We start from the raw sequence: 14143 nt of genomic DNA, 5'->3' as shown, positions 1-14143 counted from the left end.
CCACCAGTGATTTTGAAACCGTCGACCATGAAAGCGCCACCACTACAAACTCTTGTGCAGTGCCTTCGCAGGCACAATTCTCGCTGCGTGAATGGCCGGGTAAATACAGGCCACCAGGGTCATTACCAGCACCCAAAATGGCAAGGCACTGTATTGCATGAACCGGTGTTGTGGCCGGATGATTTCGGCCAGCGCAACGCCGGAGACTTCCATGGAGCCATAATCAATACCGACTGAGGCAGACCAGGTAATCAGCAAAACGCCAAGTATCAGGCCGATAACAATAGCTCCCAGCGCCAGAATAAGCCCTTCGGTCATAATCAGTTTAAACAGCTGGCGCCGGCGCGTGCCGATCGCCAGCAAGACACCGAATTCGTAGGTTCGCTCGTAGATCGACATAAACAGCCCGTTGATCACGCCGAGGCCCGCCAGAATAAACAGCACGATCCCGGCGATGATCGTGCTGCTGTTGGTCAGTTGCAGCATGGTCGCCAGTTGCGGCATCAGCTCTGTCCAGCCCTGGGCAACCCAGCGGTCATTGCTCAGACGCTGCCATAAGCCGAGGCTGGTATCCGTCGCCAGGGAAGCCGAGGTCAGGTTGAAGGCAATTTCATGCACAGCGCCGTCCAGCCCCATCATCGACTGGGCTTCGGGCAAGCGGATAAACGCCAGGTTTTCGTCCATGGCGCGGGCGTTAAGATGAAATATCCCGCTGACTCGAAACAATTGCTGCTCGGCGGCTTCAGAGAGCTGGTTGTTCACCGAGACCACGATGCGGTCACCCAGATCGGCTTCCAGCAGTTCGGCGAGTCGATCCCCAATCAGTAACTGAGTGACCGGCCCTGCTTCCGATAAATAGTCACCGGCGATCATCGCACCGGCAATTTTGGACACCCCGGCTTCAGCCTCCGGGTCGATGCCCACCACCTGCACGGCACGGTTGTTGGCCGCGCTCGATACCATGCCAAAGGCCAGCGTTCGGGCGGCGAAACCGGCCACCTCGGGCTCCCGGGCCAATTGCTCCAGCACGGCTTCCGGGTCATCGATCACCCGGCTTTCGTCCTGACGCGCCAGAAAATCGCGATGGTGAATTTGAGCGTCACCGGAATACAATCGTGTCGCTGACCGCACCATGGTGTCGGTCATGCCTTGTATCAGCGCGTCGGTAAACATCAGTGCAGTCAGGCTCAGGCTAATGATCATGGCGGTGAGCAAGGTACGTCGCCGGTTTCGTGCGAGGTTGCGCAATGCGAGTCGGCCAGTTATGCCCATACTAGAGGGTCCTCATGGCATCGACCGGCACAATGCGGGCTGCTCGAATACCCGGCATGAGGGCGATCAGCGCGGCAGCGATCAGTATCACCAGCATCGGAAAACCAAACACGTACGCCGACATCTGGCCCCGATAATGAGAGAACACGATACCGGAAATGTCCATCGGCTCTGCCAACGCAATGCCTTGCAGGGTGAACCAGAGGTTAATGGGTAACGCCACCAAGCCACCCAGCAAGCACGCAATCACCGCCAGCAACAAGGTCTCGAGCACAATCAACCAGAACAGTCGCGCGGGCGATGTCCCGATGGCTTTCAATACACCGAATTCGCCGGTACGCTCCAATACAGACATCAATACGGTATTGAGAACACCAATGCAGACCAGAAAGACAATCACGTAGAGGGTGATCATGCCGCCCTCTTTATCGGCGGTCATGGTTTCATGAAATTCCCTTGCCACCGTTTGCCAGGGGCTTGCACTCAGCTCCTGACCTGGCAACACCTCACCGATGCGTTCCGCCAATCGCGGCGCACTCCGATAATCAGCACCCAGAATGACCAGCCGGTGCACTTCGCCCGGCAACACGAAAAAGGCCTGAGCGGCGGCTAGCGGCATCACCACCCAGCGTTCTTCCGCATCACCGGGTTGCCCCAGAATACCCTGCACCCGGTAGAGATCATTGGCCAGAGAGCCATCTGCCCCCTGCGATACCAGTATCAGCTCTTCACCGACATCCAGTGACAATTGCCGCGCGACCTGTGCACCGATCATGACACCGGCGTAGCCCTGGCCATCGGGTTCACTGGTGAGATAGCGCCCGGCGCTGACCTTGTCGGCCAGATAAGACAGAGCCGCCTCACGTTCGGGGTCGACGCCTCTAACGCTTACCGGGAAACTGCGAGTGTCACCATAGCCCAGCGCGCTGCTTTCGATACGCGGCGCCGAGGCCTGAACACCGGGTACGGTGTCGATGGCGCGTTGCAGGTCGCCGGTTAAACGGAAGGCTTTGTAGAGCGTCGGCGTCTCTACAAAGCCGTCAACGGTCACCTGAACATGACCGGTGGTGTCGCGTGTGTAAAAATCGAGCACCTGATCATAACTGCCTTCAGTAACGGACAACTGCACAGAGACCAGCAAGTAGCCGCCAGCCATGCTCAGAACCGTCAGCAAGGTCCGCCGCCGGTTGCGCAGAATGTTCCGAAAGGCAAGCTTGAGCATCATCATGGGAGAGGCTCAGAACGGACGGCGCAGGTTATTGAGCGTGAAGAAATCCTCGGTAAGGTCTACGCCAAAATCCAGTTCCTGATAGGTTACGGTGGTTTGGTGTCCGGTCTTGTTCATCGGTGTCAGCGTCATGGTGGCAGGCAAGGTGATGTCACCGTAGTCGGTAATGTCGCTGAATTCCATGACGCGCATCAGGGTTCCGTCTTCATCGAAGTAGCGCTGGCGAACCGGAAGCAAGTCCTCTTTGCGGATTGTGATGTCGATGCCCCCCCAGACGGTTACGGTTTGCTCGCGGGGCGTTAAATCCAGCTGAAATTCCGCGTCTGTCTCGCTTAGCTGTACCCGATATTCCTCCACCAGGGAGACGTCTCGCATCAGGTCGTCGTTGGTGAAATCAGACCCCATCCAGCTGCCCATCATCATCGAGGGTGGCACTTTAACGACCTTGCGAATTTTGGGCAGATAATTCCACATTTCGTTGTCGCGTTGCAGTGTACTGACGCCTCGCTCGCGCTGCGGCTCAAGCACTCTGACCAGCGCGTAATCGAGCCCGAGCGACCAGGACTCCAGCGACAATGACCGTTCGAAATCCGGGGTAACAATGCTCATGGTCATGATGGCCCGTGCCGAATCTTGCTGGTAGAGAGTATCGATTCGCTCAAGCAATTCGATGGCCCGCGGGTCGGTATCGGTCGATTCAGCCCAGCATCCGGTAGCAAGTACCAACAATGACCACCGAGCCCAGATAACGCCGTGACGGATAAACACGTTCAGTTCCATTTATGCACCTTCCTTGAAGCCACAACGCCTGGCTGTGCCAGACGGGTCAGTCGGTATTGATCGGGCTCGCGCCATTTTCGCCACTGCCTTCCTCGTAGAAGAGGTTGTTCCAGCGCATCAGCAATACGGTCATCTGTTGCGCCTGGCGGGCCAGCGACTGCAGTTCTTCTTCGCTGTTTGGCGTGCCCCGGTACAGTTCCAGTTTGCGCATGTCACGGCTAATTACATGATTGGGTTGCTGCATGCGGTAGACTTCCAGCTTCCAGCGGGTGTTGGCCACCACCATGCGATAGAACAGAATTTTGGTGTGCCGGCGTACCCGGGTGTAGTCGTTCAGCTCTCCAAAACCGGTCCCATCGATGGTGACCAGTTTCACTTCACCGCCGCTGGGGTCAGCAACCAGTGTGGCGGTGCGATCAACGTTGCAGATCATTGCCAGCGCGCCGAACACATGCCCTGGCGTAATAATACTCAGCGGCTCGCCCTTAATATGATCGTCGTCCGGGTACACCAGCAATTGACCGCGCAACAGAAAATAAAAGCTGGGATCATGATCTCCATGGTGGATCACAATTTCACCGGGGTCGGCAGCCATTACCCGGGCATAAGTGGCCAGAAACTCGGCTTGTTTCGGGTCGACTTCGCGCAACTCCCGAAAGAATGAAATTCCGCCCAGCAAGTCATCGATTGAGACGGCTGATATGTCTTTGAGTGCCAGGGTCTTCATTTTATTTTAGGTACCTTATTAGGTGCTCAAATTGTAAACCGGCTGCGCTTTACAGCTTGCTTCAAACCTAATGCTAGCCCCTAAGGTCGCAACTGTGAATTCAATGCACTCACATTGACGTGGTTTCGACCAAAAGCCAGTACATCGTCACAGTTTTGACGGTTTCCATGGCTGTGTATCGATACAACGGCCACCCCTTGCTTAATTGCCATGGAAGCGCATTGGGGGGATAACCTAAAGCGGCTTTACACCACTCGACCACAGCATGACTTCAAAACCTCACCCAGTCTGGGCATTATGCGCACTGGCTTGTAATCCGTCGGACTCTTCTCGTAATGACGCCTACCGCTCCTGTTTTACGTTCCAGCGCCTCGCTGGCACTGTTATCGCTGTTCTCCGGCATCCTGCTACCTCTGTCACTAGCGCCATTCGGTTTCTGGCCTTTAGCCTGGCTCAGCCTGATTGGGTATTTTTGGGTGACGGAACGCGCTCAGTCGCCAAAGCAAGCCTTCTGGCTGGGCTGGTGTTACGGCGCTGGCTTGTTCGGACTGGGTATTTCCTGGGTCTATGGCAGTATGCGGACCGTGGCCACTCCGATCCCCCTGTCGGTTCTGATGACCACGGTATTTTGTCTGGCAATAGCCTTGCTACCAGGCCTTCAGGCCTGGTTGTATCATCGTTTTTTCAAGCAGGGCCGTGGCAGCCAGTGGCTCGCCGCGCCCCTGCTGTGGCTGGTGTTTGAATGGGTCAGAAGCTGGTTGTTTACCGGCATGCCCTGGCTGTTTGCTGGCTATGCGCTGACCGATACACCGGCCGGGCAGTTGGGGGCTGTGCTCAGCGTTTATGGCTTGAGTGCGATTATCGCGTTCTCCTCCGCTGCGCTGGCGATGGCCTTGCCTGCCCAACTGAACCGCTCCCTGCGCTGGGCACCCGGGCTGGGCGTGGCCATCATCGTATTGTCGATGGGACTGGGCGTTGTGCTGCCCGCCGAGCGCTGGACAACCGCTGTCGACAGTGCCGATGTCGTCGCCATTCAAAGCAACGTTGCTCAGGCGCAAAAGTGGCAAAGCAGCCAGGTACGGCCCACGCTGGAATTTTACAGTGAGCAGGCGCGCCGCTACGACAGCGCCGACCTGATGATCTGGCCCGAAGCAGCGCTGACGGTAAGGCCGGAGCGCATTCCAGCGTATCTTGAGGACCTGGAACGCGTTGGCAATGAGCGCCAGCAAGGCATCATCACCGGCATTGTCACTCAGCAGGAGGGTCGTTACTTCAATGCTCTGCTCGGGTTTGGCACAGCCGATGGCGAATACCGCAAACAGCATCTGGTGCCTTTTGGTGAATACCTGCCGTTTGAACAGCAATTGCGCGGCCTGATCAATTTTTTCAGTATCCCGATGTCGACGCTGACACCAGCGCCCGAGCCGCAAACACCCATGCCCTGGATGCACCGCGGCGAGGAACGCTACCTGGCACCGGTGATTTGTTATGAAGCGGCTTATCCGGGCCTGACGATGGCCCTGGCCCGGGAATCGGACCTGATGATCATGGTCAGCAATGATGCCTGGTTTGGTGATTCCCTGGCGCCACACCAGCATTTGCAGATTACCCGGATGCGGGCAATTGAAAACAGTCGGGCCATCGTGCGCTCGACGCAGAATGGCATCACCGCGCTGATTGACGCCAACGGTGAGATTCTGGAGCGCAGCAGACAGTTTGAAGTGGCTGCCGTCACCGGCAGTATCAATCTGAGGCAAGGCATGACCCCTTATCAACGCTGGGGTGGACCGTACTGGGCCCTGTTGCCGCTGGTCGGGTTGATGATGCTTGGCTGGCTCAGGCGGCGGGACGACTGATCACCCCCGGCCTGTAGCACCCTTGCCTGGCGTGCCTTTGACCGGATGGCGACGAATACGGAAAAAACCATCCTGAGGCACCTGCAACGCCGACATCAGATCAGGCATGACCTCTTCCAGCACCGCATCCAGGCCCCAGGGCGGGTTCAGGACCATCAGGCCGCTGGCGGTCATGCCATGTTCACGCGAATCCGGCGCGATGCCCAATTCAAAGACCTGCATTTCTGCCAGTCCGGTCAGTTGTCGCTCCAGCTTTCTGACCCGCTCACGCTGCACCACCGGAAACCAAACGGCGATGACGGCCGTCGACATCCGCTGCATGGCGCGTTTGACGGCGGTGGCAACGTCGTCGTATTCCGCTTTAACTTCGTAGGAAGGGTCAATCAGTACAAAAGCTCTGCGCTCCGGTACCGGTAATTCAGAAACCAGGCGCTCGAGGCCATTCTGGCGAGCCACTTTGACCGGCTTTTGCCGCTTGAATTGGGACTCCAGGGCGTCGTAATCCTTACTGTGCAACTCGGTCAGCACCAACCTGTCTTGCGGGCGCAAGCACTGCCGCGCGATCCAGGGTGAGCCCGGGTACAGGTTACCCGCTGCCGAGTCATTCGCCAGAGCGACCAGGCTCAAATACCGTTTGATCAGTGGATGATTACCAGGCTTGGCCTGTAATCGAACGATGCCTTCTGTGGCTTCACCGGTTTTTTGCGCTTGCGGTGCGGTGAGTGAGTACATGCCTGCGCCAGCATGGGTATCGATGTACCGCAGGGGCGAGTCCTTGCGCGTGAGATAATCGAGGCACTGAATCAGGACCAGGTGTTTGAGCACATCGGCATGGTTGCCTGCGTGGAAGGCGTGTCGGTAACTGAGCATGGGGTACGGCTTTATGGAAACGGGTCGCGCAGTATAGGGGACAGGGGACCGGGCTGTCATGCCACCGGTTAGCCATCCAACCCGATTGTCACGCTGACGCTACACGCGAACCTGCCCCTGTGGTTGAAAATACAGGCTGGGAGCCCTGATTTACCCGGCTTTCCTTTTGATTTTACAGGTGTACAAGGTAGAATCGCCGGGATTTTTTATCTTAGCCCCTTGCAATCGGGTAAGGTTGCGGGGCATCAAAACGACAAGAAGTGACCGGCCATGCCGTCAACACTTCGGGCGTCCTCACTGACGCAACGATCAACAATAAAAAATCAAACATTGATCGAGCTTCCAATTCTCGAGCGTGATCACGACCAGCCAGACGAACCGGGTACCAACAGGGTTGACCAATCTCTATCCCTGACTACCCGTTATTGTACAGCGGCTATCACCGACCGGAACCTTATCCCTCGGGCCGGCGGTGTGTTTACAGAATTGGACAGCGCGATCACTTGATGCGACCAGTTGCCGCAGAGTGACGGTTGAAGACTGAATGTGGGAGGGTTAATGGGATCCATCATCGAAGTACAGGGCGTATCGAAAGCCTTTGGCGGCTTGCACGTCATTAATGACTGCTCCATCGCCGTTGAAGAAGGTTCGATCACTGGCCTGATTGGCCCCAACGGGGCTGGTAAATCAACCTTGTTCAACCTGATCGCCGGTGCGTTTCCGGTTGACCAGGGCACCATCACGCTGGCGGGCGAAAACATCACCAACCTGCCGTCCAACGTCCTGTTTGAAAAAGGCCTGCTGCGAACGTTTCAGATTGCACAGGAATTCACGCACATGTCGGCGCTGGAGAACCTGATGATGGTGCCGCCCAATCAGCCGGGCGAGAACATCTTCAATACCTGGTTCCAGCCCGGCAAAGTGCGCGACTTTGAAACCGGCGTCCGCCAAAAAGCCATGGAAGTGATCGACTTCATCGGCCTGGATCATGTCAAGAACGAACTGGCTGGCAATCTCTCTGGCGGACAGAAAAAACTGCTGGAACTGGGCCGCACCATGATGGTTGATGCCAAGGTCGTACTGCTCGACGAAATTGCGGCCGGTGTAAACCGCACCCTTCTGCAAGACCTGGTGGGCAATATCAAGCGCCTGAACCAGGAAATGGGCTACACCTTTCTGGTGATTGAACACGACATGGACATGATCGCCGAGCTGTGTGACCCGGTAATCGTACTCGCCCAGGGCAGTGTCATGGTCGAGGGCACCATTGAGGAAATTCGCAATAATCCCCAGGTGATTGAAGCCTATTTTGGCAGTGATCCGAACGAGGCCGGAGCGTAATATGGCACTGATTGAATGCAAAAACATTCACGCCGGTTACGGCGGCATGAACATCCTCAATGGCGTCAACATGGCCATTGAATCCAGTGAGATTGGCGTGATCGTCGGCCCCAACGGCGCCGGTAAATCAACCACCCTGAAAGCCATTTTCGGCTTGCTCAACGTCAGTGAAGGCAGCATCGAACTGCGAGGCGACAACATCACCAACCTGTCTCCCGATAAACTGGTGCACAAGGGCATGGGTTTTGTCCCTCAGGAGCACAATGTCTTCGTCAGCATGACGGTAGAGGAAAACCTGGAAATGGGTGCCTTTATCCGGCGCGATGATTTCAACTACATGCTCGAACGCGTCTACAGCTTTTTCCCTGACCTGAAAGACAAACGCAGACAACCGGCCGGCGAATTGTCGGGCGGTCAGCGTCAGATGGTCGCCATGGGTCGCGCCTTAATGGTTGAACCCAGCCTGCTGTTGCTCGATGAACCGACGGCCGGTCTGTCCCCGCTGTACATGAACGAGATTTTCGAGCGGGTGATCGCCATCAATGAAAGCGGTGTTGGCGTGCTGATGGTGGAACAAAACGCCAAGCAAGCGTTGCGCATTGCACACAAGGGGTTCGTACTGGCAGCGGGCAAGAACCGCTTTACCGATACAGGCCAAAACCTGCTGAACGATCCGGAAGTGGCGAAAAGCTTCCTGGGTGGCTGACGGTTAATAGGAGTCCGTTGTGAACGAGTTTATTTTCTTTTTTAACAGTGTGGTTATCAACGGCGCAGTGATTGGCTCGATCTACGCCATGGGTGCCATTGGTGTCACCCTGGTGTTTGGCATTCTGCGCTTTGCCCATTTTGCCCATGCCGACATGATGACACTGGGCGCTTTTCTGGTATTGATCCTGACGGCGCTTTTCCCGGCCGTCGGCCCGGCTATCGGGTTACCCACCGCTTTTGTCATGATGCCCGTTGCCATGGTGGCTACGGCCTTTATCGCCGTGGGCATCGACAAGTTGTTCTACAAAAAGCTGCGGGAAAACAACGTCAAACCGGTCGTCATGGTGATGGCATCGGTTGGCGTTACGCTGATGCTGCAGGGGCTGATCCGCTTTTTCGCCGGTACCGGCACGCAGAGCCTCTACATTGATGATCGCAAGGCGATCTTCCGCATCGACCTGCCATTTGAATCGGCTTCGCGCAATCTGGTGGTCACCGAACCTCAATTGTTGCTGTTTCTGTTTCTGGCATTTGCCGTCATTGCGTTGCACCTGTTCCTGAATAAATCGCGGCTGGGCAAAGCCATGCGCGCCATGTCGGATAATCCGGATCTGGCTAAGGTCTCCGGCATCAACACCAACACCGTCGTCGGTGTCACCTGGATCATCGCCGGTGCACTGGCCTGTGCGGCTGGCACCTTGCTGTCACTGGACGTAACGTTGAAGCCTGACCTGAGTTTCATGATTTTGCTGCCCATATTTGCGGCGGCCATTGTTGGTGGCGTCGGCAGTCCTTACGGCGCATTGGCAGGCGGCTTTGTGGTTGGCCTGACGGAGACGCTGGCAGTATTCAACTGGACCTTCGTACTGCGCCCACTGGAGCGAGCCATCCCCGCGCTGGACTTGCCCAATACCCTGGCGTTTGTGCCCACCGAGTACAAAATCACCATTCCGTTTTTCATCCTGTTGGCGATTCTAATCTGGCGACCAACCGGCCTGTTTAAAGGGAAGATCATCTGATGCAACTGCCAAAGAAAGACATCATCCTGTTCAGCCTGTTGGCTGCTTTGATTCTGATCGTATTTGCCTCTCAGGGCTCTGCTTACAGTGTTCGGGTGCTAGCTGAAGCCAGCTGCTATGCCATTCTGGCCCTGGGCCTGACCATTCAATGGGGTTATGCCGGCCTGTTCAACGCGGGCATCATGGGGTTCGTCGCCCTCGGTGGCTTTATAACCATGTTGTTCAGCTTCCCGACCAACGACGACTTCTGGAGCACCGACCTGCCCGGCCAACTCGGCGGCGTTGGCCTCAAGGCGTTGCTGTCGATCGCCATCGTGTATGGCCTTACCCAACTGAAGCGTTTCGGCGTTAGCAAGAAGGTTCGCTTGCCGCTTATCATTATTGCTTCCGCGATTCTGTATCTTTGGGTCGTCACCTCACTGGGGCCAGTGGCCGAAGCCATTGAGTCCGAAGCCGGATTCATCGGCGGTTTTGGCTTGCCAGTCTGGGTCGGCTGGCTGGTTGGTGGTGCCATTGCAGGCGGTATTGCTTATTTCATCGGCCACATCTGCCTGGGCTTGCGCAGTGACTATCTTGCCATTGCGACGCTGGGTATTGCCGAAATCATCAAGGCGTTTCTCAAGAATGCCGACTGGCTGACCCGGGGTACACTGACGGTATCGCCCCTGCCCTGGCCAGTGCCACAAGCCGGAGACATCGGCTTTATTGCAGCCCGGGCAGCCTATCTGTCGGTCACCGCGGTAATGATTGCGGTCATCTACTTCCTGCTGTACCGCGCTTATAATGCCCCCTGGGGCCGCACCATGCGCGCCATCCGCGACAACGAGAACTCCTCGGCCGCCATGGGCAAAGACGTCAACCGTCGACGCCTGGAAGTCTTTATTCTGGGCTCCGTGCTGATGGGCATTGGCGGTGCTGCTCTGGTCACCTTTAACGGCATTTTTGACCCCAGTGGCTTCCTGCCTCTGAACCACACCTTTCTTGTCTGGGTGATGGTGATTCTGGGTGGCGCCGGCAACAATAAAGGCACCATTTTTGGCGCGGTGTTTATCTACATCATCTGGACCATGTCAGAACCCGCGGCGCTGTTCCTGATCGACATGGCGCGCCAGTTGGGCACCGCCTGGTTTGAGTGGCAGCCACCCGGTGACCTCGACAGCCGAGCGCTTCAGGCACGGGTATTCGTGATCGGACTGACCATCAGCCTGGTGCTGCGTTACGCCCCCAAAGGGCTGTTTCCAGAGAAAGTGGCGCATCACGCCTGATCTGATGAACGCAGGTCCTAAAGGGAGCTTTCAGCTCCCTTTTTTGTGTCCGCCTGTCAGAGTCACGTAAACTATTGCAGCCGAATAACAGACAACGCTACTGAGCACTCCATGACTCTCTCGAACTGGCCAAAAACCACAGGCGACATTTCCTTCTGGTATCAGGATATCGGTGGCTTCCCGCCATCCAGACCGGCGCTTGAGGGCGATACCACAGCCGATGTCTGTATTGTTGGCGCAGGCTACACCGGCTTGTGGACGGCCTATTACCTCAAGAAAGCCAAACCGGATTTGAATGTCATCATTCTCGAAGCCGAGTTCGCCGGATTTGGCGCATCAGGGCGTAACGGTGGCTGGCTGACAGGTGGCTTTGCCTGGGATCATGAAAGATACCTGAGTAACGGTGATGCAGCGGGTGTTCGGGCCATGGTTGATGCGATGGGGTCCAGCGTCGATGAAATTCTGTCTGTGGCATCGGCCGAGGGCATAGACGCCGATATCCATCGCACCTGCGAATTGCTGATCGCCACCAATCCGGCGCAGCTGCACCGCATGAACGCTGAAATTGAACACCGAAAGACCTGGGGCGAAGCGGGCCGGATTCGGGCACTGCGCCAGGAAGACGTTACCGCTCGAATCTCGATACCCGGCGCACTGGGCGCGATGGAAATCGATAACGTTGCCCGCATTCAACCTGCCAAACTGGTGCAGGGGCTGGCTCGGGTGGTTGAAGGTCTGGGTGTGCGAATCGCCGAGCAAACGAGGGTTAACGCTCTGGAGCCAGGCACCGCTGTAACCGACAAAGGACGCGTTACAGCACCCACCATTCTGCGAGCCACCGAAGGTTTTACGGCCACGTTGGCCGGCTCGGAACGGGACTGGCTGCCCCTCAATTCAGCCCAGATTGTCACCGAACCCTTACCGCCCGATGTTTGGGAACAGATTGGCTGGAACGGCCGTGAGATCGTAGGTGATTTCGCCAACGCCTACTGTTATTGCCAGCGCACTCGTGAAGGCCGAATCGCGGTTGGCGGCCGTGGCCTGCCCTATCGTCTGGGCAGTAAAATTGACCACCGCGGCACGCCTGACTCCGACACCATTCGCCACCTGATCCGAATTCTGAACCGGCACTTCCCGGCAGCCAGTAAGGCTCGTATTGACCACGCCTGGTGCGGTGTATTGGCGGTACCCCGCGACTGGTGTGCCACCGTCGGGCTGGACCCGAAGACCGGCCTCGGCTGGGCCGGCGGGTATGTCGGCGTGGGCGTCTCTACGTCTAACCTGGCCGGACGCACGCTCTGTGATCTCACTCTGGGCCGGGACACCGACCTGACCCGTCTACCCTGGGTTGGTCGCCGGGTTCGGCGATGGGAGCCAGAGCCTCTGCGTTGGCTCGGTGTCAGAGGCATGTACGCCCTCTACAATGCGGCCGATCACCACGAAGCCAAAGGCGGGCTGGCACCTTCAAAACTGGCGACGCTGGGCGACTGGCTCACCGGACACTAAACCGACTCGGGCACCGACTCGCGGCCGGGATACACCAGCCGCTCGAGACTCAGCGCCTCATCCAGTTCCGCCTTTTGCATCAACCCCTCGGCCAAAACCAGATCCCTGACGCTGTGTCCTGTGGCCAATGCCAGACTGGCCAGGCGGGTTGCATTGTCATAGCCGATGTAAGGGTTCAACGCGGTAATGACACCGATAGAAGCATTAACTTGCGCAAGGCAATGCGCCCGGTTGGCCGTAATGCCTTCGATGCACAGGGTGCGCAGCATATCCATGGCCCGACGCAGCAGGCGCATTGAATCGAACAGTTTATAGGCAATCAGCGGCTCCATCGCATTCAATTGCAACTGCCCGCTTTCGGCCGCCATGGTGATGGCCAGGTCATTGCCGATCACCTGATAAGCGACCTGGTTTACCGCCTCGGGAATCACCGGGTTTACCTTGCCGGGCATGATGGAGGAGCCTGGCTGACGGGCTGGCAGATTGATCTCACTGAACCCGGCCCGGGGGCCGCTCGACAACAGGCGCAAGTCGTTACACATCTTCGACAGCTTGATCGCCAGCCGTTTGGTCATGCCGGAAAACAACACGAATGCGCCCATATCCGAGGTGGCTTCAATCAGATCATTCGCCAGCCGCATCGGGTGCCCGCACAGTCGCGACAAATGGGCCACCGCCAGCAGCGCATAGTCCGGGTGGGCATTCAGACCGGTGCCGATGGCCGTGCCACCGAGGTTCACTTCCCGCAGCAGATCAAACAGGCCGGCAATGCGATCGATGTCTTCACCCAGGGTGGTGGCAAAGGCGCCAAATTCCTGGCCCAGTGTCATCGGTACCGCATCCTGTAACTGGGTACGGCCCATTTTCAGGACATCGGCAAACTCATCGCGCTTGTCGGCCAGCGCATCCCGCAGCAATGCCAGGCTATCGACCAGCTCTGCGTGCGACAATTGCAAGCCCACCCGAATCGCCGTGGGGTAGGCATCATTGGTCGACTGGGACGCATTGACGTCGTTATTGGGATGCAGGTGCTGGTATGCGCCTTTTGCATGACCGAGCCATTCCAACCCCAGATTGGCAATGACTTCGTTGGCGTTCATATTGGTGGACGTACCGGCACCGCCCTGAATCATATCGACAATGAACTGGTCATGATGCTGCCCGGCCACCAGTTGATCACAGGCCGCGCTGATCGCCTGAAACCGTCTCTCCTCAAGCAACCCGAGTTCCGCATTGGCCGCAGCGGCGGCTTTTTTAACCATGGCCAGCCCAATGATGAGCTTGGGGAAGTGAGCCAGTGTTACGCCCGACAGATCAAAGTTTTCGGCGGCGCGTAACGTCTGAATGCCATAGTAGGCCGCGGCCGGGACGGTCCGTTGACCAAGCAGGTCGCGTTCCAGGCGCGTTGGCTGAGGGGATTCAGGGGCAGTGCGAATGGCGGTGGTGTTCTGCGTTGGCAGCATGGTGGTTTTCTCTGTCCTCCGGTGTGTCCGGCTTGCCACATTGGCGACCGGAGAACGCATTGTGCCGCTTCGCAGGGTTCGCCGACCAATGCCGTTTTCAGCTATAGT

Annotated in this window: 12 protein-coding genes; 6 read left to right on the top strand and 6 right to left on the bottom strand. The window is 57.3% G+C overall.

What is annotated here, in order from left to right:
* Positions 1-42 precede the first annotated feature (42 nt).
* The 4 genes from EP166_RS01280 to EP166_RS01265 are packed head-to-tail and all read right to left on the bottom strand — an operon-like array spanning position 43 to position 4007.
* Complete coding sequence (locus tag EP166_RS01280) at positions 43-1272, bottom strand: ABC transporter permease (protein ID WP_127555000.1); 1230 nt, start codon at positions 1270-1272, stop codon at positions 43-45.
* A gap of 1 nt (position 1273) precedes the next feature.
* Complete coding sequence (locus tag EP166_RS01275; protein WP_127554999.1) at positions 1274-2500, bottom strand: ABC transporter permease; 1227 nt, start codon at positions 2498-2500, stop codon at positions 1274-1276.
* 9 nt (positions 2501-2509) lie between these two features.
* Positions 2510-3280, bottom strand: a complete 771-nt coding sequence (locus EP166_RS01270) for an outer membrane lipoprotein-sorting protein (protein ID WP_127554998.1) — start codon at positions 3278-3280, stop codon at positions 2510-2512.
* Positions 3281-3326: 46 nt separating this feature from the next.
* The gene (locus EP166_RS01265) at positions 3327-4007 is read right to left on the bottom strand and encodes a cyclic nucleotide-binding domain-containing protein (protein ID WP_127554997.1); all 681 of its coding nucleotides are present in this window, start codon (positions 4005-4007) and stop codon (positions 3327-3329) included.
* A gap of 335 nt (positions 4008-4342) precedes the next feature.
* Here EP166_RS01265 and lnt point away from each other — a divergent pair, with 335 nt between their 5' ends.
* The gene (gene lnt / locus EP166_RS01260) at positions 4343-5863 is read left to right on the top strand and encodes an apolipoprotein N-acyltransferase (RefSeq protein WP_127554996.1); all 1521 of its coding nucleotides are present in this window, start codon (positions 4343-4345) and stop codon (positions 5861-5863) included.
* Here the strand turns inward: lnt and EP166_RS01255 are convergent, their stop codons facing one another.
* Entirely contained in the window at positions 5864-6733 is an 870-nt protein-coding gene (locus EP166_RS01255; protein ID WP_164743774.1) for a 23S rRNA (adenine(2030)-N(6))-methyltransferase RlmJ, read from the bottom strand.
* Positions 6734-7291: 558 nt separating this feature from the next.
* Here EP166_RS01255 and EP166_RS01250 point away from each other — a divergent pair.
* From EP166_RS01250 to EP166_RS01230, 5 genes are all read left to right on the top strand, one after another.
* Positions 7292-8074: an ABC transporter ATP-binding protein gene (locus tag EP166_RS01250; protein WP_127554994.1), complete on the top strand. Its 783-nt coding sequence runs from the start codon at positions 7292-7294 to the stop codon at positions 8072-8074.
* 1 nt (position 8075) lies between these two features.
* Complete coding sequence (locus EP166_RS01245; RefSeq protein WP_127554993.1) at positions 8076-8780, top strand: ABC transporter ATP-binding protein; 705 nt, start codon at positions 8076-8078, stop codon at positions 8778-8780.
* 19 nt (positions 8781-8799) lie between these two features.
* A complete protein-coding gene (locus EP166_RS01240; protein ID WP_127554992.1) occupies positions 8800-9801 on the top strand; it encodes a branched-chain amino acid ABC transporter permease in 1002 nt (333 codons plus the stop codon).
* Entirely contained in the window at positions 9801-11066 is a 1266-nt protein-coding gene (locus EP166_RS01235; RefSeq protein ID WP_127554991.1) for a branched-chain amino acid ABC transporter permease, read from the top strand. The genes EP166_RS01240 and EP166_RS01235 overlap by 1 nt, the downstream gene beginning before the upstream one ends.
* Before the next feature lie 111 nt (positions 11067-11177).
* The gene (locus EP166_RS01230; protein ID WP_127554990.1) at positions 11178-12572 is read left to right on the top strand and encodes an NAD(P)/FAD-dependent oxidoreductase; all 1395 of its coding nucleotides are present in this window, start codon (positions 11178-11180) and stop codon (positions 12570-12572) included.
* Here EP166_RS01230 and EP166_RS01225 read toward each other — a convergent pair.
* Complete coding sequence (locus tag EP166_RS01225; RefSeq protein ID WP_127554989.1) at positions 12569-14035, bottom strand: aspartate ammonia-lyase; 1467 nt, start codon at positions 14033-14035, stop codon at positions 12569-12571. The genes EP166_RS01230 and EP166_RS01225 overlap by 4 nt on opposite strands.
* Positions 14036-14143 lie beyond the last annotated feature (108 nt).

Source organism: Saccharospirillum alexandrii (assembly GCF_004000275.1).
GTDB lineage: Bacteria > Pseudomonadota > Gammaproteobacteria > Pseudomonadales > Natronospirillaceae > Saccharospirillum > Saccharospirillum alexandrii.
Note: the sequence above shows the minus strand (reverse complement) of the source record. Positions and strands in the feature narration are given on the sequence as shown.

Excerpts from the sequence above, each read along its gene's own strand:
- EP166_RS01230 (WP_127554990.1), top strand. The coding sequence starts at position 11,178 with ATGACTCTCTCGAACTGGCCAAAAACCACAGGCGACATTTCCTTCTGG.
- EP166_RS01280 (WP_127555000.1), bottom strand. The coding sequence starts at position 1,272 with ATGGGCATAACTGGCCGACTCGCATTGCGCAACCTCGCACGAAACCGG.
- EP166_RS01235 (WP_127554991.1), top strand. The coding sequence starts at position 9,801 with ATGCAACTGCCAAAGAAAGACATCATCCTGTTCAGCCTGTTGGCTGCT.
- EP166_RS01255 (WP_164743774.1), bottom strand. The coding sequence starts at position 6,733 with ATGCTCAGTTACCGACACGCCTTCCACGCAGGCAACCATGCCGATGTG.
- EP166_RS01245 (WP_127554993.1), top strand. The coding sequence starts at position 8,076 with ATGGCACTGATTGAATGCAAAAACATTCACGCCGGTTACGGCGGCATG.
- EP166_RS01270 (WP_127554998.1), bottom strand. The coding sequence starts at position 3,280 with ATGGAACTGAACGTGTTTATCCGTCACGGCGTTATCTGGGCTCGGTGG.
- lnt (WP_127554996.1), top strand. The coding sequence starts at position 4,343 with ATGACGCCTACCGCTCCTGTTTTACGTTCCAGCGCCTCGCTGGCACTG.
- EP166_RS01225 (WP_127554989.1), bottom strand. The coding sequence starts at position 14,035 with ATGCTGCCAACGCAGAACACCACCGCCATTCGCACTGCCCCTGAATCC.
- EP166_RS01275 (WP_127554999.1), bottom strand. The coding sequence starts at position 2,500 with ATGATGATGCTCAAGCTTGCCTTTCGGAACATTCTGCGCAACCGGCGG.
- EP166_RS01250 (WP_127554994.1), top strand. The coding sequence starts at position 7,292 with ATGGGATCCATCATCGAAGTACAGGGCGTATCGAAAGCCTTTGGCGGC.
- EP166_RS01265 (WP_127554997.1), bottom strand. The coding sequence starts at position 4,007 with ATGAAGACCCTGGCACTCAAAGACATATCAGCCGTCTCAATCGATGAC.